This window comes from Photorhabdus hindustanensis (genome assembly GCF_002968995.1).
GTDB lineage: Bacteria > Pseudomonadota > Gammaproteobacteria > Enterobacterales > Enterobacteriaceae > Photorhabdus > Photorhabdus akhurstii.
Map to the genome: position 1 here is coordinate 1 of NZ_PUWT01000041.1, position 22,189 is coordinate 22,189.

A 22,189-nucleotide genomic window follows, 5' to 3' on the forward strand; every position below is an offset into this window, starting at 1 on the left:
AACAGCTCAGAGAGAGGGATACGGSCAATATACTGGTATATAAAATATATCGTAAAAGGCAACTCATTGGATATGTTTGTCATGATCCTTTCATTAGAGTTCTGGATAATTAAATACTTATAAAACCAATATATAAGAATAGGAACAGTATTATGAATGATATTGAATATACAGATCTAGATGATATAAGATCCATTAGTGGTGTACAATTGATTGATGTTCTTGCCATTGTTGATGTAAAAGCTATCACAAACGATCTCGGTAATTCCATTAGTCAGGACCCTAGCAAACCAACGGTAATGGATGATAAATACATTTATTACATTACCTCTCAAAATAATATCTATGTTCCCAAAAATAATGCTCAAGGTACACTTTTAATTCAAGGTAAGGTAGGGGATGTAATTAGATGGCGAGCTTCAACGCTATCAGCCCAATTTGATGAGCAGGTATTTCTGTATCATATGGAAGGGGTGGGAGCCAAATCGTTAGTTTCGCCACCAACCCTAACTTCGGCTGTATCTCAAGTTGCAGCCCCAAGTAAAGAGGCAACGTTAGGGACTAACCAAGACTATTCAGTCGTACTGGAAACGCGTAATATTTTCAATCAAGGATCTAAATTACGTACTCCAGGTATCGCCAAATATTCATGGTATGTATCCATTTTCGAAAGATGGAATGTTAAAGACAATATTGGCAATCTTGTTGGCTATCTTGCTCATTCTCCAAATATTCAAATAGTTGATTAAATTTAATATTACCTGAAAATTTAATAAATCAACCATGAAATATTAAAAGTCAACAGGCTATCACTGGAAAACAGGGTATAATTTCCAGTGATTTTATTTTCTTCATTCCGGCGAAAATATCCATTCATGTACTAATGGGAATTATTATTAAAATTATCCTTAAATACATATTTTTATTTTAATTGTTTTATTCATTAATTTCCAAAAAAAACCATTTCAAAAGTAATTATAAGAAATAATAGGTGGTGTCTTATGATGTGAATAACTATTTGGCTGTATAAAAAATCCTCATCAGTATGTGGACGAGGATTTTTGCTATTGGATGATTAGATGATTTTTTTGTTTCCAAGAGAAATAGTTTCTCATACTACATATCTTACATAAAAAAGAGATATTGAAATTAATCGAGTCCTTTTACAGGAGCCTCCCATATCTTGAAGAATCGTTTTACGTTGCTTGCGGTGTAAATAACGGTATGGGATATATTTCGATGACCGAGATAATCTTGAATAAGGCGTGTATCTCTTCCTAAATCAGCGAGCGCGTAACCACAAGCATGTCTTAACATGTGTGGATGAGGTGAGATATTAACTAATGCTTGCTTGCCATAACGTTTTAATAAACCATAAACTTGTTGGCGTGAAATAGCTCCTGATTTTTGTGATAAAAACACCCATTCTGTATCTGATTCTCGCCAACTCTTTCTAATATTAAGCCATTGATTTAGCGCTTTAATTTCTTCTGGTATTAGCGGGTGTGTGGTTGATAATCCCCCTTTTAATCGTCTGACATGAATAATTTCTGAGCTAAGATCAAGATCGGATAACGTTAGATTACAGAGTTCGCTCACTCTAAAACCATGAATAAAGCACATCAATAACATGCAATAATCTCGCTCGGCGTGACGTCCCTGACGTGCTTTTTCTAAAATCGCATTAATTTCATATCTGGTCAAAAACTTACGTTTCTTCATGAAAATAATTCCTGTGCAATTGGGGCGGATAGTTATAGGTAGAAAAATAATATTAATCTACCGGAATATATCAATTAATAGAACTTTTATAAAATTATTAGCTGGTAACTCTAATTATTTTGACCAAAATCTATAATTATCGTTTTTAGATAGTTATAGATAGCCATTTTTTAATAGAAAATATCAGCTTGTAAGCTTTGTAATTATATATGTGGAAATTATTTAACAATAAAAAGAAACTAAACAGAATGCACCAAACTGTAAATATGTTCCTATAAAACGACTGATTAAGTCAAATTTTGTGTAATGCCAAATTGCCAATGCTTAACTATTTATAATAGTTGGCTTTTTTTCATTGTTTTTTACTATTTTTTACGCTCTGCCATTAATTTATTGTAAAAAATTAGTAGGTTCATCTGAATTCAATCAAATACTAATCGATTAATTAGATTATAAGTTCAAATTAATATTTTTTTTCGAGTGTTAACTCCGAAATATTATGCCCTCTTAGTGTTTTTGACTGAAAAAAACAGTTTGGTGCATTTTGTTTGGTTTAGAAAATATTAATCCGAGATTTTTAAACTGTTTTGCACTGAATATTGGGTGCATGGAGCTGGAATCCTGCACGGTTATTTTTTTATGGTATTGGGTATTTTATCCTTAAATTCAAGGAATTAATTCACATGATATTGAATAAATTGGTTATGGCCCTGGGGTTAGGCGTAGCTTTAGCTGCGGGTTCTGTAAATGCAGCGAATCCTAGCCAAGGTCACGGAACGGTGACTTTTACCGGGTCTATTACTGATGCGCCTTGTTCTATCACCCCGGAAACGGTTGATCAGGTAGTTCCAATGGGTTCTATTTCTAGCAAATCTTTGCAAAACGGCGGCCGTTCTTCTTCCACGCCATTCAAAATTTCTTTAGATAACTGTACGACTGAAACGATAAGTACAGTCACGACGACGTTTGTCGGCGCTAAATCTAGCATTACTGGCGGTGATGGTTTGCTAGGTATCGAAGGCGTTGCTAAAGGTGCGGGGATTGCGATCACTGACGCGGGCGGTAACAAGATCAAACTAGGGACTCCCTCACCGGCTGTAGCTTTGCATGATGGTAATAATGATCTGCATTTTGCTGCCTATCTTCAGGGGGATACTTCACCTGATGCCGTTGTTCCGGGTAATTTCACCGGCATTGCCAACTTCCAGCTGACTTATCAATAAGTCTTTTCATGCATGGAAACGCTGACAGGGAGGCGGGCGTTTCCTAATTAAAAGTTTTGAATAAGTTTAGCTGGAGAGACGTTATGAGTCGATATGTTGCCGTTGTTGTAGTGCCCTGCCTGTTAATGTTTTCCTGTGTTATTGCAGCTGAAACGGCAGCTCCACGAGGAACACAAGGATATGGTCGCGTTAGCATGCAAGGCACCATCATTGATACGGCCTGTGCGATTGACGCAGGTAGCCGTGACCAGACGATTGAGTTAGCCACGATCCCGGTAAGCCGGATGATACATGATGGACAGGGACTAGTGCGCCCCTTTTCCATCCGTTTGATTAACTGCGTACTGACTTCCGCCACCTTGGGTAAACCCGATTGGCGCCACTTTCAGGTGACGTTTGACGGCGTACCGGATGGGAACAATTTCCGCTTATCGGGTGTGGCTCAAGGAGTAGCGTTACAAATTACCGACATGTACGGCAATCAAGCGTACCCGGGAACTCCACTACCGGTGGGGGACTTACAGGCAGGGCAGATGACGCTTAATTACGCGATGCGATTGGTGGGTAATCACCAGTTATTGCAAGCAGGGCAGTATCAAACCTCTGTTCGGTTCAGGCTGGATTATTACTAATCATCGATCTGGGAATGCTATGGCTTTATTTTTGGGTTCGACCACTGAATATGACAAGGTGGTCTCGGTTCGGTGTGTCCTGAAACCTCTTATTATTTCGGTATTGCTTGCTTTAATAGGTACTCATGCTGTGTATGCGGAAGAGGAAATTGAATTTAATACGGACGTGTTAGATGTTCAGGATCGTTCTCGGATTAATTTAACAGAGTTTTCCCGTGCGGGTTATATCATGCCGGGGGATTATCAGATGGCGATACGTCTGAACAAGAGCGAATTGCCGGAAATGCCGGTCACTTTTATGGTACCACCAGATGATCCTCAAGGAAGTGTGGCGTGTTTGCCGCCTGAATTGGTGAAGCAGTTGGGGCTGCGGGCGGAATGGGAATCAAAGATTACCTGGTGGAACAATAATCAGTGCCTGGAGACTAAAACGCTGCCGGGCATGACGGTGCGCGGTGATCTGAGCAGTGACACGTTATACCTGAGTATGCCCCAAGCCTATCTCGAATATAGCTCGCCAGACTGGGACCCGCCGTCACGTTGGGATGAAGGGATTTTCGGGATGATGTTTGATTATAACGTCAATGCTCAGGTCTCTAAGCCAGCGAAGGGAAATGAAAATCAGAATGTCAGTGCTAATGGTACGACCGGGATAAATTTGGGTGCATGGCGTCTGCGGGCAGACTGGCAATCACAGTATAACCACACCACGGGGCGGGGAGGGAGCACTGAGAAAAACTGGGATTGGAGCCGTTATTACTTATACCGGGCCATACCACGTTGGAATGCCAAGTTAACCTTGGGCGAGGATTACCTCAATTCAAATATCTTTGACAGCTTCCGTTTTACTGGGGTAAGTCTGGTGACGGATGACAATATGTTGCCTCCGAACCTGCGAGGCTATGCGCCGGAAGTGACAGGAGTGGCGAAAACCAATGCCAGAGTGACTGTTCGTCAGCAGGGACGGGTGTTGTATGAGACCCAAGTTGCGCCAGGACCATTCCGTATTCAGGACATCAATGACGCAGTGAGCGGCAAACTGGATGTGCGGGTAGAGGAGCAGGATGGCGGTTTACAAGAATTTCAGATCGATACCGCGAATATTCCTTATTTAACCCGTCCGGGCCGGGTGCAGTACAAACTGGCGGCGGGGAAGCCAACCAACTGGAAGCATCACAGTGAAGGATCGGGCTTTGGTATCGGCGAATTTTCCTGGGGAATAAACAACGGTTGGTCATTGTACGGCGGGATATTGGGAGCCGGGAATTATAATGCGTTGTCGTTGGGGATTGGTCGTGATCTGATGACCTTCGGAGCGCTCTCTTTTGATGTCACTGAATCCCGCGCCCATTTACCGGCTGAGGATCAAACGTTGACTGGCGGCTCTTATCGTCTCAGTTATTCCAAGCGTTTTGAGGAGTATGACAGCCAGGTGACTTTTGCCGGTTATCGTTTCTCGGAACGTGACTTTATGAGCATGAGCCAGTATCTGGATCGTCGTTACCACGACGGTGATGCAGAGAGCAATAAAGAACTTTACACCATTATGTTGAACAAGCAGTTCACGCATATTGGTGCCAGTATCTACCTGAATTACAGCCACCAGACTTACTGGAATCGTTCGAATAACGATCGCTATAACGTATCAATATCACGCTATTTTGATATTGGCAGTTATAAGAACATTAACCTGAATCTGTCTGCTTACCGTAATAAATATGAAGGTAAAAATGACGACGGGATGTATATGACGTTATCCCTGCCGTGGGGTAATTCAGGAACTATCAGTTATAACGCAATGGCCAACCGGGAAGGTAACTCCCACACGGTAGGTTATTACGATCGAATTAATGAAAACAGTAACTATCGTTTAGCGGTTGGTACCAGTATTGATGGCAAGGCTGCGGCTAACGGTTATTTAACCCATTACGGCGATCGTGCCCAACTGACGACCAGTGCGAGTTATCAGGATGGGCGTTATACCACGGCAGCGCTTTCTATCCAGGGGGGCATGACCGTGACGCCGAAAGGCGCGGCGCTGCATCGCATTAATATGCCGGGGACCACCCGTTTGATGGTGGATACTGATGGTGTCGGCGGCGTACCTGTGAAAGGTTTTGGCGCGATTACCCATACCAATATGTTCGGTAAAGCGGTGATCTCTGATGTGAACAACTATTACCGTAACAGTGCGAGTATTGATTTAAACAAACTGCCGGACAATGTGGAGGCAGTACGGTCGGTACAACAAGCAACACTGACGGAAGGGGCGATTGGTTATCGTAAATTCCAGGTGATATCCGGTGAAAAAGCGATGGCTCTGATCCGCTTGCCGGATGGTAGCGCGCCGCCGTTTGGAGCAGCGGTACTGAATAAGGATCAACGGGAGATCGGTATCGTCAGTGATGGTGGGAATACCTACCTGAGCGGGATAAATCCCGGAGAGAAACTGAATGTGCGTTGGGATGGGGAATTGCAGTGTGTGATTGAGCTGCCACATCAATTACCAAAAGTTGAAGAGATGGCTTCGTTATTACTGCTTTGCCAACTGGCCGACGGTAATAAACAGCCATGATTTTAATTGACTGGCAGCGAGGGAACCTTATTGCTGTTGCCGAAGTGTATCGCGGTGACCTGAAATGATTATTCTAAGAATGAGTAATTGAGTATGAAATTGAACAATACAATCAATGTAATCACGATAGCTATCTTAAGTCTGTCAGTGATCAGTGAGTCAATGGCGGCTATTGCGCTGGATCGTACCCGCGTTGTGTTTAATGGTGAAGACAAATCCACCAGTATGGATATCAGCAACCAGAACAAAGAGTTGCCGTATCTGGCGCAGGGATGGATAGAAGATGAACAGGGCAACAAAATCAATGGTCCGTTAGTGGTGACGCCGCCGGTACAGCGGGTGGAACCAGGCGCTAAGAGCCAGGTGAAAATACAGTCACTGCCAGCCATCGCACAGTTACCACAAGATCGGGAAAGCTTGTTCTATTTTAATTTGCGTGAAATTCCACCGCGCAGTAAGAAGCCGAATACCTTGCAGATTGCGTTACAAACTCGGATCAAGCTGTTCTATCGTCCGAAAGCCATTTTTGCCAGCCGTACCGATTTGGATAATCCGTGGCAAGAGAAGATGACTTTGACGCGTCAGGGAGACCGATATCAGGTGAACAATCCGACACCGTATTACATCACCGTGGTGGATGCATCAAGCCAGCTTAAGGGAGAGACGGCGGCGGGCTTTAAACCATTGATGATAGCGCCTAAAAGTAGTGCGGTGCTGAGTGGCAGTACCGGGGCGTTAGGGAGTGCGCCTGTACTAACGTATGTCAATGATTATGGTGGCCGACCGCAATTGACTTTTAATTGTGCGGGGAACCATTGTCAGGTGACTAAACATTCGTCGTGATGGGTAAAGTCGGGAGGGGCGACAATGAACATCAAGCGGATAAGTTGCGTACTGGCACTGGCGATCTGGCTGATACCGATGACGGAGAGTCAGGCGAGGGAGACACGGGCAGCAGATATAGACGGGTTGCACGGTGAACTGCATGTGTTTGGTGGGCTGACTGAGGCGGCCTGTCAACTGGACATGACCTCTGCATGGCAGGAGGTGAATTTAGGGAGCACGCCAAACAGTGACTTACGCCAGCCAGGTGATAAAGGGACACCGATACCGTTCACATTGAAGTTTCGTGACTGTCTAAGAACTAAAGGGGCAGTCAATGACAGTCGGACCGGCAATCTGACGTGGAATCAGTTACAGCCGGTGGTAACGGTCAGTTTTGCGGCGCCGGCGGATCGCGATTATCCACATCTGGTGCGGGTGACCGGTATCTCTGGGTTGGGGTTACAGATAACAGATACCGCGAATAATGATATCCGGTTGGGAGAGCGGGGACGCCCCCGTTTTACGGCGTCGGGGCAGGACAGCTTGGAATATTACGTGACGCCGGTGCGGACGCCGAGAGCGCTAGGGATTGGGCAATATCGCGCGGTGGTGGATTTCAGGGTGAATTATGACTAACTCTCTGTGTTCTCTGCGAATAAAAGGGCAGTATCGCAGGCAGAAAAAATGGAGCGTATTACTGTTTGGCTGTTTGTTGAGTGTAAATGCTCAGGCTGATTTACTGACAAATTTAGCCGCAAGACCTGCCAGTAATTTTGCGGGTAAAACACCGGTCAATATTTACGGCGTGGTTATCGCTCCTCCACCTTGTGTGATTAATAACGGTAATACTATTGATGTAGATTTTGGCGACGTGATGATTACCCGGATTGATGGGGTTAATTATATGCAACCCGTAAAATACACCGTGAGATGTGAAAAAATGCCGGCTAATGCGATGAAAATGATGATATCGGGTAACACTGCCAGTTTTGATCGAACGGTGTTGCAAACTAATCACTCTGGGCTAGGTATCGCTGTTATTCATAACGGACGAAAATTGCCCGTCAATGACTGGATGAAATTTAGCTATCCTAATTTTCCTGAGTTACATGCGGTGCCGGTAAAAGATATGGCTGCGGTATTGAAAGGCGGCGACTTTGGCGCGGGTGCAACCATGATGGTTGAATACCAGTGAACGGGAGACATGCAATGAACCCTCTGATCTATCGTGTTTTCTGGGGTGCGTGCCTAGGGTTAATCAGTGTGATGCCGGGACAGGCGGCAGATAATATGTGGTTTCACGGCACACTGCTTGAAGCGCCCCCTTGTGTGATTAATGACGGCAATATGATTGATGTCTATTTTGGTCGCAATGTTGGCATCCATCAGGTGGACGGGGTGAATTATACCAAGCCCGTGAATTACCAGTTGGTATGTGCGCCTAATCTCTCAGGTTGGAGTTTAGGATTGACGGTGGTCGGCCCGCCAACCTCATTTGATGCTGCCGCGTTGCAAACCAATATTACTGATTTAGGCATTCGTCTGACGTTGGATGGTAAAGCGTTCACCCTTAATGAGCGTATTCCGGTGACATCACAGAAACAGCCGGTGATACAAGCGGTGCCGGTGAAAAAACCAGGAAGTACGTTGCCGGAAGGGGCATTTGAAGTGACGGCGACATTGCTGGCGGAATACCAGTGAAAGGAAACTTAATGAAATATTTAAAATTATTCGTGTTGCGTGTTGGTTTTATGGTTATTGCTGCCACGGTTTATGGTCATCAAGTGGTACAGGCTGCGGATAATATGCGTTTTCACGGTGTATTGGTTAAAGAACCTTGCACGATTAAACCGGGTGATGAAGATATCCAGCTCGATTTTGCAACAATTTCTGAAAAATATTTGTATCTGCATGGTAGGACTAATAGCGAACCTTTTCTACTCAGGTTATCTGGTTGCGATATGAGTGTGGGTAAATCGATTAAATTGACATTCAGCGGCATAGAAAATACGCAATTGCCGGGCTTATTAGCGTTAAGTGCAGGGAGTCAAGCCTCTGGAATTGCCATCGGTATAGAAACGGCAGAAGGCAAACGGTTGTTGTTGAATAAAGAGGGGGAAGAGTATCCGTTAAAAAAGAGGGAAAACTTGATTGTACTGCAAGCATATGTGCAGGCAGAACCTGCTGCGCTAGCTAACCAGACGATTAAGCGAGGTGCATTTCATGCGATTGCGACATTTAATCTGAATTATGACTAACTTGCACGGTTTTATTAGGTAACTAAATGAAAAAGTTATTCTCTGTTTGGCTGGTACTTTTATCGCTGTTTTCATCAAATGCGGTTGCATCGATATTTTCATATATCACTAAATCCGAGGGGATTCCGACAAATGCCTATTATACTTTTGTCATTGAACGTTGGGACCCAGAAAACGATTTTACGCCAAATCCTTGTTATGGTTATTCTGCGTGTTGGATATCGGTTAACCATCGCCATTTTGTTGATGGTTATTCAGGGCAGCCCTATAGGATATTTAATACTCGCGTGGAAAGATTTAAGACCATGAAACAAGTGCAAGCTGAAATATTGAAATATACCAGTTTTCCGATCACCGGAGTTGCAAAACATTTTGGTCCTGCGATTCGGTCTCATCAGGAATGTGTCGGGCTATTTTATGAAACCGATCAAAATGGTTTTCATGGAAGATTATTACCTGGATCTTTATGTGGCGTTGCACCACCGCCGATAGGATTTTGCCAAGTCAGTGAAGGCTCCGTTGAACTTAATTACGGTAGTATTGATGAGGCAAAGCTAGAAGGCGCAACCAAAACGGAAAATATCAATGTAACCTGCAATGTAGACATCGAGATTATCGTGACAGCGACGGGGCCTGATCGGGGATTCGTACCGTTAAGAAGTGACGGTAGCTTGAAAGCTAAATTGCTATTAAATGAGAAAAACGGTGAAGACGGTGTTGCTGTGTTTGTACCGGCTGGAGGAAATGTACCCGTTACAGTGAAATCAATTTTACAGAAAAATGGCAGAGTAGAGGCAGGACCTTTCTCAGGATCAGGGGCAATAATTTTGGCGATGCCATAAAAAGGTGTTTTTTTTAATTTAAGGGCTGGGATGAAAATGAAACAAGATCATCTATTAGTAGGGAAGCGTATTCAAAAAAGAAGGAAAGAGTTGGGTATGACCGCTGCCAAATTGGCGGAAAAAATAGGTATTAGTCAGCAACAACTCTCACGTTATGAGAGGGGGATAAACCGAATTAATTTATCCCATCTGGTGCGGATCGCTTCAATATTGGAGACGCCGATAAACTGGTTTTTCCTTGATTGTAGTTATCCTGTAGCCAATAACAGCATCAATAAATTAACAGACCAATATATCCCTATTGCGGAGGCTACATTGGGTAAATTTGGATGTTAACTGATCTCGACGCCAATCGGGGGATCTATAAACCAGTTGATGACTGAGTTTTGTGACCGACGGAACGGTCACTTTTATGATTTATTCGTTAGCTGTGTTATTACCACAACGTTATTACCACAAATTAAAAAGTCCATTCTTATTTATCTCCCCTTTTGACGAAGTTATTAAAGTTCAGATAGTAATTTAATTAAGGAACAAATACTCACGACACCATAACGTTCAGGAATTAATGTTGAATATGTCGGGGCTAATAACTCGTTGTCTCAAAAAGAGAACAAACTGCCACTCAATATTTCCCGCTCAAAAATAGATATGTTATCGACGGTTTAACCAAAATTCAGAAGTTAATCAGCAAACAAAATAACTCAAATGACAAGTAAAACGCACCGCGTTAGCTATCTGATTGTTTAACTTGTCGTGATGTTGTTTTAGGCAAAATGTATCGAATAAATAAAAGGAATCGATGAAATGAAAAAACAAATTTTGAAGACCTGTGCGATAGCGGCGCTGTGTCTGGGGGGGATGTCGCAGGCGATGGCGGAGGAAGTGAGTGCCGGTACCCTGACGGTGAACTCTTCAGTGACCGCGGAGACTTGTAAGTTTGCAGCAATAGAGCCTGTTAGTCTTGGCGCTTTGGTATCTGATTTTACAGGGAAGGGAGATGGCGCAATTTTAACTAACACGCAAAAATTCGTCACGATTAAAACGGAAAAATGCCCTCTGTGGAGTTCCGCGAAAAGCGTTAAATTGACGGTTGGCGGCACCGCAGCAGGACCAGGAGGCAATTACTTTCAACTTCTTAACTCCACGGGTAACGCTGCAATTACCGACCATGCGGTTGGCCTGACGATAAATGATAAGCTCATCCCGCCAGGTGCGCCAGTTAACCTAAAAGATGCCTCATACAGTCCCGCAGTAGCCGGTGATAATGCCATCACGCTTAAAATAGGGCTGGCTAAGCTTGGTGTGGCGGCGGTAAAAGCAGCAGAGTCCAAAGGGAACCTGACCGTAAAAGTAGCGTATGACTAATTTAACGCCGACAGGCGTTAGAAATAGATAGCCGTGGAATTGGACAGGGAGGTCCAATTCTTACTTACGCAATACCAAACCAGACATTTTCAGGTGAGTCAGTGAAAAGATTGATGACAGCAATGATAGTGGCCGGTCTGTTAGGCTGGCCGGTTACTTCCGCGCAGGCGGAAGGAGTGGGGATCGGTACTACCCGTATTATCTATCCAGCGGATAGCCATGCGACAACCGCCTCAGTGAGCAATACCAGTAAAGAAGCGGTCTATTTAATACAGGCGACAGTCAGTTCTACTTTTGAGGGAGACAAAACCGCCCCATTTCTGGTGACGCCGCCCCTGTTTCGTATGGAACCAGACAGCCAGAATCAGGTGCGCATCATCAAAACTGGCCCGTCGCTGCCTGTTGACCGGGAATCCCTGTTCTGGTTTACGGCGAAGGCCATTCCGTTAAGCTCTGAATCCGATAATCGCTCCCAGCGGAATGTCTCCGGCGGAATACAGTTTGCTATAGCCAACACGATTAAGCTGATGTATCGCCCGTCGGGATTGTCGGTTTCGCCGGAACAAGGATTTGGTTCATTGCGCTTCAAACCGACAGCCGCAGGAATCACGATAACCAATCCGTCACCCTATTACATCACCTTAACCTCCCTAAAGGTGGGTGGACAGGAGGTGATGACGCAGCAGAAAGCCAACATGGTCTCCCCATTCTCCGATCTCTCTCTACTACGTAAAGGGGGACATTATCCAGCCAAAGTAAGCTGGACGGTGATTAATGATCTCGGCGGAGAATCCACCTATCAAGGGGAGATACCGTAATGCGCAAACCGTGGCCCCTTATCAGACGGGCAACACTGGCTTGCTTGCTCTGTATCGCCTTTCAGCCCGGGGGAGCGAACCCAAACACGGCGGAACTGACATTGGCGCTGACGCTGGAGCAGCCAACCTGTGAGCTTTACATGCAGACATCTCATGTCGAGTTTTCATCCGTACCACTCACCCAGGTGCAGCGCAGTACGGAACATATCGCAGCGGCGGGCAGCAAACCCATTACGTTGGCGTTGTCGGGCTGTGCGGGATCAGCCAGAGCAGGCCGTACTCCGGCCATTAAAATAGCCGGCCCCACGTCAGAAGGCCACCCGACGCTATTTCGGGATAAAACTTCCACGGTAGCGGGAAATGTGGGATTTGGCCTGCGCTATCAATTGCCGGGAGGCGGGTTGGGGAGCTACCTAAAAAATGGCGATTATGTGAATTTGGCGCCACCGGGTAACGCCGCTAAAGAGAGTCAAATTACCTTCCAGATGGATATGCGACATGAATCCGGCACGGTTGTGCCGACTCCCGGTGAACTGACCGCGCACATTCAATTTCAATTTGATTATCACTGAGCGCAGCTCGGGCAACAGGTTTCAGGAGACGTTGTGGAAACAGGTCGAGTACGCCCAGCGCGGTACCGGTTGGCGCCATTGATGTTCTGGCTAGGGCTAGGGCTAGGGCTAGGGTTAGGGATGACCGGCACAGAATTCTGTCAAGCAGCCGGTATCAGCCTGAATAAAACCCGGGTGATTTTTACCCAAGGCGAGCGGGTACAAACGCTGACGGTGGTCAATACCACATCTCAGGCGTGGCTGGTGCAGGTAAGGATAACGGAAGAGCAGGAGAAAACCACTCCGGCGTTTGTGGTGACGCCGCCGTTGTTCAGGTTGGAAGCCAACAGTCAAAACAGCCTGCGTATTTTGCCAACCTTTAATCAGCCCCCCTTTCCGGCGGATCGGGAATCGCTCGGATATGTGCAGATAAACGCCCTCCCCGCAACTCAGCGGGTGACGGATGAGCCTGTTCGGGATCGGGTGTCGATGAGCATGGGGATGCGGATTAAGTTTTTCTGGCGACCGCGTAGCCTGCCTCTGTTGCCGGAAGAGGCGTATGGACAGCTTCGCTTTCAGTCGCAACCCGATGGCATCGAGGCGTGCAATCCCACCCCGTATTTCTTGTCGCTGGACAGTCTCATGCTGGACGGATGGGCGCTCGATCTGAACCGCTATCCCTCAATGATAGCGCCGCAGGATTGTGTGACCTATGCCGGGCTGGTGGGTAAAAAATCGGTGAGTTGGTCGATGATTAACGATTACGGCGGCGCTTCAAACCTATTTACGGCCAGAGTGGAGCGTTAAATCCGCCATTGTTTTCTATTTTTCTACTTTTTTTCTACTTTCTACGGAGTTGGAGAATGAAGAGAGTCAGTGACCGGCATGGGCGGACATACTGGGAGTTAATGTTTTACTCCCTCGGTTTCACCCTGCTGCTAGGGAATATATTCAAGGCGCAGGCGGTTGATAATCAAGGGCTATCGTTCTCCCCGATGCAGTTGTCTTATGTGGCTAAAGATAGCCCGAGAGGCGTGACGCTCAGCATGGCTAATCATACGGGGCAGAACTATCTGGTACAGGGATTTGTCAGCCCGATGGACCCTGATACCGGTCGCTTTGACACTAAAGCCAGGCAAGTTCCCCCTTTTATCGTTCTGCCGCCGTTAAAACGGGTTGAGGCTGGCGAGAAATTTTCGTTCCGTATTCGCCAGCTTGGGGGGCAATTACCGTCGGATCGGGAATCGGCCTTTATAGTCTCGCTGCGAGCTATCCCAGGAGTTGCCGTACCGGATACCGAGGAGGCACCGGCATTAGGACACCGGACAGACAAAGCATCGCAAGTGCAGGTCGCCTTACAGATGAATATTCGACTGTTTTATCGTCCTCAAGGCGTGCCCGCCCGGGATAACGCCACGGTGGCTAAACAGGTGAAATTTTCCCTTCTAGGGACGCAGTTACGGGTGGAAAATCCCACGCCCTATTTTCTGACCTTTTCTGTTCTGAAAGTAGGTACTCAACAGGCAGATGATCACATACGTCAGGCGATGGTGCCCCCAAAAGGCATACAAAGCTATTCGTTTCAAGCTCATTCGTTTCAAACCCGTTCGTTTACCGCTGGGATACCGGGGCCGCTGGTCTGGCGTTTTCCCGGCGACAGTCAGGATCGCCATGTTTCGTTATAACGCGTCCTCATCTACAGGTAATGACCGGCTCCGTCCTGTATATGTATGTTTGCTATGCTTACTGACGGCGACAACCTTGCCCATCTCCGCGCGGGAATACTTTAATCCCGCTTTCCTGATGGGGGCGACGGGGGAGCAGGAGCATATCGATCTCTCGGCGTATGAAAACGCGGGTTATGTCGCACCGGGACGCTATCTGGTGGATATCTACATGAACCATAATAAGGTGGATAACCGCGAGGTTGAATTTATATTGGTCAACGACCATCTGCAACCGGTGTTAACGGTTGCACAGCTCGAAGAGTATGGCGTCAACATTCGCGGATTACCGGCTTTTCAGGGAAAAACGAGCGATAGCCCCATCACAGATCTGACGAAACAGATCCCACACGCCAACGCGATATTGGATTTCGCCCGTTTGCGTCTGGACCTCAGTGTTCCGCAGGCGGCTATGCAGCCCCACCATTCTGGGATGGTCGATCCGTCACTGTGGGATAACGGGATACCGGCCTTTTTGATGAACTACACCATTAACGGTTCGGAGGGGCGTTATGACGGTGAGGAAACCGGCGGCGGATCACGTTCCCGCAACCTGTTTGCCTCTTTTCGTAATGGGTTGAATCTGGGAGCGTGGCGTCTGCGCAGCACGCAAACTTACAGTTACAATCGCCAGCGCAATGGAGGGGCCGCCGGTTTTTCCCCCTCTACACAGATTCGATGGCAGGTGAGTAATACCTATTTGCAACGTCATGTGCAGTCATTGCGCAGTGAGTTCACCGCCGGTGAAACCTATACCGGTGGGGATATTTTTGACAGTATCCCGTTGCGTGGCATGAAATTGGCTTCTGAGGAGGCTATGTTGCCTGAAAGTCAGCGTGGTTTTGCCCCGGAGATAACCGGTGTGGTTAGCTCCAATGCGCAGGTGACTGTATCCCAGAATGGTTATACCGTGTATCAAACCACGGTGGCGCCGGGGCCGTTTCGTTTCACCGACCTGTACACCACCGGGGATTCTGGCGACCTCACGGTTACAATCAAAGAGGAAGATGGCAGTACTCGTGTCTCTACTCTCGCTTCTTCATCGGTCCCGATGATGCAGCGCCCCGGCGGCATTAAATATGAGTTAACGGCCGGTCAATATCACGGCGGCAACCTCACCGATGGCAGCCGCTCCCCGGTATTTGCTCTGGGCACCTTGGTTTATGGTTTGCCGCACAATATCACCTTGTACGGCGGGGGATTGGTGGCAGGCAACTACCAGTCGGGTGTATTAGGCTCGGGCGTGTCGCTGGGGGCATTAGGCGCACTGTCTGCGGATGTGACGTTTGCTCGTGCCCAGTTACAAGGGGCTAAGGGTCAGGAAAATAACCGGCAACAGGGCCAGGCTTATCGAATGAAATATGCCAAGAACGTGATCAGTACCGGCACCAGTATTGATCTGGCAGCCTATCGCTATTCCACTCAGCATTATTACAGTTTCAGTGATGTTAATAGCATGGGGTACAACCTGAATGAATATCAGGTCCCGTGGGCGCTTGACCGACGCCAAAGCACCTGGCAGGTGAACCTGCATCAAACGCTAGGACGTTGGGGCAGTCTTTACGCCGCCGGGACGCGCAACGATTATTGGAATGGCCGTACCGACAACAATCTGAATTTGGGTTATAACGCGATGCTGATGGGGATCAGCTATAACCTGAGTTATAACATTTATCGCATGGAAGGGGCAGGCAACTGGTCGGAGAATCGTCAGGTGTCATTCAATATGCAGGTCCCGCTCAGTCTCTTTGGTTCATCGTCTGCGCTACGGGGCGTTTACACCCGTTATACAGCCTCGCGCGACTCGCAGGGCAACCTCACCCAGCAGGCCGGGATCAGTGGCATGTTATGGGATAACCGCTTTAATTATAACCTCCAGCAAGGTTGGGGGAACAGCGGCCAGCAAAACAGCCGGGCCTTGTCTCTGAGTTATCAGGGCAGTCAGGGAAACGTTAATCTGGGCTACAATGACAGCGCAAATAGCTATCATTTCACCTACGGGGCTTCCGGCGCTCTCTTAATCCATCCTTACGGCTTGACGTTATCACGTTCACTGGGTGATGAAGCGGTGTTGGTTCGTGCGCCCGGAGCGAAAGGGGTGACAGTCGGTGACGGCAACGTGCAGACTGACTGGCGTGGCTACGCCGTACTGCCGGGCGGATCGGTCTACCAAAAAAAATACTATCAATCTGGACCCCTCCACCCTGCCGGAAGGGATCGATATTGACCAGACCAGCAAGAACGTTTATCCGACCAGAGGAGCAGTGACGTTGGCAAATTATCAGGTTCGTTCAGGCAGCCAGTTACTGTTGACGTTGATACATCATGGCAAACCCGTGCCTTTTGGCGCTATTGCGACGCTGGAAGAGAACGCCGCTCAGGTCGGCAGCGGCATTGTGGGCGATAACGGCCGGGTTTATCTCAGTGGTATGCCTCCTGCCGGTCATGTGAAAATTAAATGGGGAAACGGGGCAAATCAACAATGCACCATCCGTTATCAGGCGCCGTCCGATACACCCGGGCAACTGGTGCAGGCTGATGCCGTTTGTCTGTAAGCATTACCTTCATGTGGGTAGCCTGACCGGTGTGCCCGATGAGCAATTTGGAGAGAGAAGGATGTTAAAAACTGAACATTTGTGGGGCGGTAGTGTAGTAAATTCCGTCTCAACCCTCATCGGCTTGTGGGTATTATTGCTCTTTTTATTGACCACTTTGCCACTCCAGGCGGCAGAGAGTTATCAGGACTGTGAGATTGAACTGGTGCAAATGGTTCGTAATGTCACCGGTTATGCAATGGCGCCAAATAACAAAAATAAGCGTGATTACTCACGGGATGAGATAGTGGGTTATACCACCAGCGGCCCTCTTAATTGGTCGACAACCTGTCGTGTCCCCACCGGGACCCAGTTTATGGCCTACACAGTGGGATCGGGAACGCGTCCATTGATCTCTTCGTCGTCACCGAGTAGCGTCCGGGTAGGAAAAATCGGCGACTTTATGGTTGATATCGGACAATCTTCATTCTCCTGCCAAACGCATGGTTTACCCGGTACCTATCAATCGGCCAGTTTGGTTAAGGGGAATACCAGCGTTAACATTCCATGCGTTCCAGATGCCAACGGTCTGGTTGATGTCACTATCCGTACCGTGACAGGGGCGATTTACCCGGACAGTGACGGTAATTTCAATGTGAAGGCCGGAGGCACTCTCCTGTCAGTTGGCGCGATCGGCTGGACTCCTGCGCCCATATCGGGTTCTAACGGCATGCTGAAATCCCTATGGACCACGGTTATTCTCTCACCAGTTAAAAAGCCATCCACCTGTGCGGTTGTCCTGACCCCTTCATCGGTGGATTGGGGCACGGTGAAAAGAGCCGGTAAACAGGCGGGAGACCCACTGGCGTCGGCCAGACAGATAGGGATAAACAGCACCTGTTCCGGCGATGACGCTGTATTCCAAAATTCACGCCTACTTTACCGAATCGATGGGCCATTCGTGCCGGGTAAATCGAATGCATTAGCTTCCTCAATAGCGGAAGTCGCCTTTGTGTTTTTCGATGCCGCCAACAAACCCTTATCTCTCGGTACCGGGCACAGAGGCGAAGGAGAGAACGCAAGATACGTTAAACGGGGAGACGATAGCTATACCGCATCAACACAACTGTCTGTGGTACCGATTTTGTTGAGGACTGATGGCGCCGGAGGGCGAGCCAGCGCCGTAGCGGTTATTTCCGTGTGGTCGGATGTTAATTTCGTCGAACCCTCTGCTTAGGCCGGGGAATTTGTTGAAATGGTTTGGTGACGATGTTGTTTTTTATTTCACAGAAGCACCGATTTCAAGCACTGGTGCTTCTGTGTTTATTAGAACGTTAATTAGGTACAGTATTTGCTATACCGTATTAACCCCGCATTTCGGTTATCTCTATTTCTTTATCAAAGCGTAGATGCTCATCGGCCGCCATTGGAATCAACCAACGTAAGTTATAGATCACATTATCGGGTAATGAATTTGTTTCATAGATATTGACGATCTCTTTTTCGATAGAATTGACAGAATAGACACGATCATCATACATATAGAGAAAATTTACCTGATAAACGTCAGGGCGAGTTAATACCGTAAATAATCGCCACTCTTCAGGCCGTGTTTCAATGCCGGCTTCTTCAGCAAATTCCCTTGCCATTGCCTGTTGAGGGCTTTCACCAGCTTCTATTTTTCCACCAACTCCGTTGAGCTTCCCTTTTTGCCAACTGGGTTGTAATTTTGAAATCAGGGAGACATGTTTTTTATCTTTAGAAAACATAAACCCTGTTACATAGTTAATCATTATTTTCTCCACACTTTTATTTCATGACTAATGTCTGATTTCTGTCTGGCCCATAGGAAATATATTTGATTGGGATACCAGCATACTCTTGAATAAAAGTTAAGAAGTCAATCAGTTCAATAGGCAGTTCTGTTAAATGTGTATATGATGAGTTAAGTTCGCTCCAGGATTTAAATGTTTTATAGATAGGTTTAGCTCTATCGAGCTGCAATAATGCGTCATCGCAGCAGACGAGTTTATCATCAATTTCATAGGCAATAGCGACTTTTATTTCATGTAAACCAGCAAGAACATCAACATTCGTTATGGCGAGTTCTGTTACGCCATTGAGTTTCACCGCATGTTTAATCAAGGATAAATCCAGCCAGCCACAGCGCCTTGGTCTTTTTGAAACGGTGCCATACTCGTTTCCACGTTCTCGAATATAATCAGCCTGTTCTGTCAATAATTCGGTGGGGAATGGCCCGTTGCCGACACGGATCATATAGGATTTCATCACACCGACAATATGCATTTTCTGTGCCGGTATGCCTATCATGGCAAAGCAGGTTTGCACTAGTGTCTGATATGCTACGGTATAAGGATAAGTACCAAAACTATTATCTAAGAAAGTGGCTTGTGATGTTTCAAGTAAAACATCTTCTCCCGAATTAAGTAAATCACCGATAACTTCATTAGTAAACGTGAAATAGGGTGCTATTCTTTTTCCATATTGATAAGTTGCCTCTAACATCTCTTCAAAATCTAATGTAGCTTGTGCATTAAAAACATGGTTGATCTGTTTTTCTCTGATATTCCAAAGGAATTCTAATTTACTTCTTAATTTTTCTTTATCAAGCGTATCAATAAGCCGAATGCCATGACGGTTGGTTTTGTCTTCAACACAGGCCCCGACACCGACACCAACTGAGCCTATTTTCTGTTTACCTTTATATTTTTCTGACGCTCGATTTAATTCAGAGTGTAATGGTAAGACAATATGGCAGCGCGGATCGATAAATATATTAGAATCAATGTTTTCTTTTTGTATAAAATCGATCTCTTTAATCAGAACCGGAAGACTGATTAGAGCACCTTGGCAGATATATAAATTCTTTTTGTTGAGTGAAGCTGGTAATTGAGAAAAGGAGCCTCTTAGATTACCATGTTGCACACAATGACCTGCATTAGCGCCGCCATTGAATCGAGCAATGTTATTGATGTTGCTAGATAAATAGTCAACAAATTTTCCTTTGCCCTCATCTCCAAATTGGAGTCCAACTACAGCAATTAACATAAATCTATTCCTTAATTATTTATTGGCTTACTCTAAATAATAGTTAAATAGTCCATTTTTGTTTATCTTTTTTAAGATAAATAATCTGTTCTTTTTAAACAAATATTCCAAATATTTATTCATACTTCTTTATAAATTATCACTTTTTTTATCCGATTATTTTGAATAATCTCTCATTGCTGTTTATGAACTAAGGAGTCAGCTATTAATAACGCTTCACTTAATGTATCAACAATAGGAACACCGGCAGCTTCAAGGCTGACACGGCTGTGGGTTCCTCCGGTATAAAGAATGGCATGAGTTCCTGCGGCTAATGCGGCAATGGCGTCATCGGTAGCGTCCCCAATAACCACACTTTGCTCAGGAGAAACATTGAGTTTTTTGAGATGATTAGCTAATTGCTCTGATTTGCCGGTGGTCAATAATGGCGTATTTCTGCCATCTATTTGGGTAAAGAATTTACCAATACCATGATTGTCAAGCATAGGGACCAATTCATGATGCTCCATCAGTGAACATAATGACTGAGTTGCGCCTGTTTCATAACGGGAAGCGAGGAGCTGACTCACACCGTCTGTTAAACTGGCTTTCTGAATACCTGGGCGATAGTGAAAATTAAATATTTTTCCGATCACAGACCATTCAGAGGATGAAGGTTCTCTACCAATCACTTGTTTATAGAAAGTTTGTACTGGAACACAATAATGTTCCCGATATTGTTCCAGCGTCAGTGGTTCAATACCAATTTCTGCCAGTGCAAAATTGGTTGCACTCAATGAAACATTGACATCATTAAGTAATGTGCCATTCCAATCCCAAATAATATGTGCTGTTGTCATAATCAGTTAACTCCCCCTTTTCCAAACTCATTTTTGTGCGCTGAACATTCAGGACATTGATATGCCAGAGCTTTAAATGCATCGATTGGCTGTTCATAGTTCAGCGGTGTTTGTGCTTTTAGATTTAATAAAAAACGCAATAATTTGGCTGCCCATGTTGAGTCTGTCAGGGTGTCATTAAGAACAGACAATAAACTGTATGAATAAGCAACCCAATCCGCCGTGGTTGTATGAGCATATTTATCATCCGTGAAAGGCTGATGAACTAAGCGATTCAGGACCTGATGATGTCTGAAACACCAAGGCGTCAATACATCTAAAGTTTCAGGGTTGAATACGCGATCAGAATGCCCATAAACGCGGGTACGTAATAATTTTTCCCAATGCAGTTCGACGGCGCGAGCCTTCGGACGTCGCCCGGTTTGCGCCATGACCAGATCGATTGCCTGACATAAGGTGTCGCCTGTTCCGCAATTATCATCAATAATTGTCACCGTTTGCCCAGGTGGAATATTGCGCCCCCAGAGATGAGTGCTCTTGCAAGCTGTATCATCGTAACGTGAGACTTTCACTAAATTGAGTTCGCTATCCCATGCCGCGGCGGTGACTGCCGCTGCTGCCGATCCTCCTAACATGATGCCAACAACAGAGGAGTTGAGGCATTTGTCAATTTGTGCCGCGGCCAGAGTTAACAGATGATTATCCCCTTCAATAAACGGTCTTGGCACTTTGTGCTCCGTAGATGAAGGCAATGTCAGGTCATGGATCGGAGAGGGGGAAAAAGTAAATGCTGTACCCATCAGCGTTGAGCTGACGACTTTTGCACACTCTTTGATCCCATCGATGAATGGCACAATATCTTCGTTAACCGTTTGCGGAGAACTTAATAGGCTATCAACAATTCTGAGCAATTTTGCCAGGCTATGATCGGCCAATATATATTTTGATGGGGCAGTACACAGCTTATCGCTACACTCAAGTTGGGAGATGTATTCTGTGTAATATTTCGCCGTCATCAGTAGCTCGTGACAAGGTTTTTGTTCGTAATAGGCAGCACCGCGGGAACCGACGAATGCGGGCTTCTCTGTGAGTAAGCCGGGTAGCGCCATCACTTCTTTCGTTAAATAGCGTGTTTCAGGCACGCTACGCAATTCGCCCAGTAAACCAATAGAACGAAGATCCAAAGCAGGAGATAAATATTCAGGCATA

At 46.1% G+C, this 22,189-nt stretch carries 24 protein-coding genes; 19 read left to right on the forward strand and 5 right to left on the reverse strand.

The window, feature by feature from the left end:
* The first annotated feature begins 152 nt into the window (after positions 1-152).
* Positions 153-749, forward strand: coding sequence for an AidA/PixA family protein (locus C6H66_RS15325; RefSeq protein WP_052739447.1), 597 nt, complete (start codon positions 153-155; stop codon positions 747-749).
* Between the two features lie 400 nt (positions 750-1,149).
* Here the strand turns inward: C6H66_RS15325 and C6H66_RS15330 are convergent, their stop codons facing one another.
* Entirely contained in the window at positions 1,150-1,722 is a 573-nt protein-coding gene (locus C6H66_RS15330) for a tyrosine-type DNA invertase (protein WP_105396026.1), read from the reverse strand.
* 683 nt (positions 1,723-2,405) lie between these two features.
* Here C6H66_RS15330 and C6H66_RS15335 point away from each other — a divergent pair.
* The 18 genes from C6H66_RS15335 (at position 2,406) to C6H66_RS15415 (ending at position 18,309) form a co-directional block, all read left to right on the forward strand.
* Positions 2,406-2,945 carry a fimbrial protein gene (locus C6H66_RS15335; protein ID WP_046396169.1) on the forward strand — a complete coding sequence of 180 codons (540 nt, stop codon included), beginning with the start codon at positions 2,406-2,408 and terminating at the stop codon, positions 2,943-2,945.
* Positions 2,946-3,028: 83 nt separating this feature from the next.
* Positions 3,029-3,577 carry a fimbrial protein gene (locus tag C6H66_RS15340; protein WP_105396027.1) on the forward strand — a complete coding sequence of 183 codons (549 nt, stop codon included), beginning with the start codon at positions 3,029-3,031 and terminating at the stop codon, positions 3,575-3,577.
* Positions 3,578-3,596: 19 nt separating this feature from the next.
* Positions 3,597-6,152, forward strand: coding sequence for an outer membrane usher protein (locus C6H66_RS15345; RefSeq protein WP_105396028.1), 2,556 nt, complete (start codon positions 3,597-3,599; stop codon positions 6,150-6,152).
* A 93-nt stretch (positions 6,153-6,245) separates the two neighbouring features.
* Entirely contained in the window at positions 6,246-6,995 is a 750-nt protein-coding gene (locus C6H66_RS15350) for a fimbria/pilus periplasmic chaperone (RefSeq protein ID WP_105396029.1), read from the forward strand.
* A 24-nt stretch (positions 6,996-7,019) separates the two neighbouring features.
* Entirely contained in the window at positions 7,020-7,613 is a 594-nt protein-coding gene (locus C6H66_RS15355; RefSeq protein ID WP_105396030.1) for a fimbrial protein, read from the forward strand.
* Positions 7,606-8,172, forward strand: a complete 567-nt coding sequence (locus tag C6H66_RS15360; protein WP_105396031.1) for a fimbrial protein — start codon at positions 7,606-7,608, stop codon at positions 8,170-8,172. The genes C6H66_RS15355 and C6H66_RS15360 overlap by 8 nt, the downstream gene beginning before the upstream one ends.
* Before the next feature lie 14 nt (positions 8,173-8,186).
* Positions 8,187-8,678, forward strand: coding sequence for a fimbrial protein (locus C6H66_RS15365; protein WP_046396175.1), 492 nt, complete (start codon positions 8,187-8,189; stop codon positions 8,676-8,678).
* Between the two features lie 11 nt (positions 8,679-8,689).
* Positions 8,690-9,235, forward strand: coding sequence for a fimbrial protein (locus tag C6H66_RS15370; RefSeq protein ID WP_036808361.1), 546 nt, complete (start codon positions 8,690-8,692; stop codon positions 9,233-9,235).
* A 26-nt stretch (positions 9,236-9,261) separates the two neighbouring features.
* Positions 9,262-10,077, forward strand: a complete 816-nt coding sequence (locus C6H66_RS15375; protein WP_105396032.1) for an MrpH family fimbial adhesin — start codon at positions 9,262-9,264, stop codon at positions 10,075-10,077.
* A 30-nt stretch (positions 10,078-10,107) separates the two neighbouring features.
* The gene (locus tag C6H66_RS15380; RefSeq protein WP_105396033.1) at positions 10,108-10,413 is read left to right on the forward strand and encodes a helix-turn-helix domain-containing protein; all 306 of its coding nucleotides are present in this window, start codon (positions 10,108-10,110) and stop codon (positions 10,411-10,413) included.
* Positions 10,414-10,884: 471 nt separating this feature from the next.
* Entirely contained in the window at positions 10,885-11,445 is a 561-nt protein-coding gene (locus C6H66_RS15385; protein ID WP_052105762.1) for a fimbrial protein, read from the forward strand.
* A gap of 101 nt (positions 11,446-11,546) precedes the next feature.
* Positions 11,547-12,263 carry a fimbrial biogenesis chaperone gene (locus C6H66_RS15390; protein WP_105396034.1) on the forward strand — a complete coding sequence of 239 codons (717 nt, stop codon included), beginning with the start codon at positions 11,547-11,549 and terminating at the stop codon, positions 12,261-12,263.
* Positions 12,263-12,835, forward strand: coding sequence for a fimbrial protein (locus tag C6H66_RS15395; protein WP_105396035.1), 573 nt, complete (start codon positions 12,263-12,265; stop codon positions 12,833-12,835). The genes C6H66_RS15390 and C6H66_RS15395 overlap by 1 nt, the downstream gene beginning before the upstream one ends.
* A gap of 120 nt (positions 12,836-12,955) precedes the next feature.
* Entirely contained in the window at positions 12,956-13,621 is a 666-nt protein-coding gene (locus C6H66_RS15400; protein WP_248000686.1) for a fimbrial biogenesis chaperone, read from the forward strand.
* Positions 13,622-13,677: 56 nt separating this feature from the next.
* On the forward strand, positions 13,678-14,499 hold the full coding sequence (locus tag C6H66_RS15405; protein ID WP_105396037.1) for a fimbrial biogenesis chaperone: 822 nt from the start codon (positions 13,678-13,680) through the stop codon (positions 14,497-14,499).
* The gene (locus C6H66_RS15410; protein ID WP_248000687.1) at positions 14,486-16,765 is read left to right on the forward strand and encodes a fimbria/pilus outer membrane usher protein; all 2,280 of its coding nucleotides are present in this window, start codon (positions 14,486-14,488) and stop codon (positions 16,763-16,765) included. The genes C6H66_RS15405 and C6H66_RS15410 overlap by 14 nt, the downstream gene beginning before the upstream one ends.
* Before the next feature lie 43 nt (positions 16,766-16,808).
* A complete protein-coding gene (locus C6H66_RS26840; RefSeq protein WP_248000688.1) occupies positions 16,809-17,093 on the forward strand; it encodes a FimD/PapC C-terminal domain-containing protein in 285 nt (94 codons plus the stop codon).
* On the forward strand, positions 17,077-18,309 hold the full coding sequence (locus tag C6H66_RS15415; RefSeq protein WP_248000689.1) for a hypothetical protein: 1,233 nt from the start codon (positions 17,077-17,079) through the stop codon (positions 18,307-18,309). Before C6H66_RS26840 ends, C6H66_RS15415 begins: the two co-directional genes overlap by 17 nt.
* 127 nt (positions 18,310-18,436) lie before the next feature.
* Here the strand turns inward: C6H66_RS15415 and C6H66_RS15420 are convergent, their stop codons facing one another.
* The 4 genes from C6H66_RS15420 to C6H66_RS15435 all read right to left on the reverse strand — a co-directional run bounded on the left by C6H66_RS15420 (position 18,437) and on the right by C6H66_RS15435 (position 22,188).
* A complete protein-coding gene (locus tag C6H66_RS15420) occupies positions 18,437-18,865 on the reverse strand; it encodes an NUDIX domain-containing protein (RefSeq protein WP_036808346.1) in 429 nt (142 codons plus the stop codon).
* A gap of 16 nt (positions 18,866-18,881) precedes the next feature.
* Positions 18,882-20,141: an adenylosuccinate synthase gene (locus C6H66_RS15425; RefSeq protein ID WP_046396181.1), complete on the reverse strand. Its 1,260-nt coding sequence runs from the start codon at positions 20,139-20,141 to the stop codon at positions 18,882-18,884.
* Positions 20,142-20,314: 173 nt separating this feature from the next.
* Entirely contained in the window at positions 20,315-20,980 is a 666-nt protein-coding gene (locus C6H66_RS15430) for an HAD family hydrolase (protein WP_046396182.1), read from the reverse strand.
* Between the two features lie 2 nt (positions 20,981-20,982).
* Entirely contained in the window at positions 20,983-22,188 is a 1,206-nt protein-coding gene (locus C6H66_RS15435; RefSeq protein WP_046396183.1) for a phosphoribosyltransferase, read from the reverse strand.
* Position 22,189: the final 1 nt, after the last annotated feature.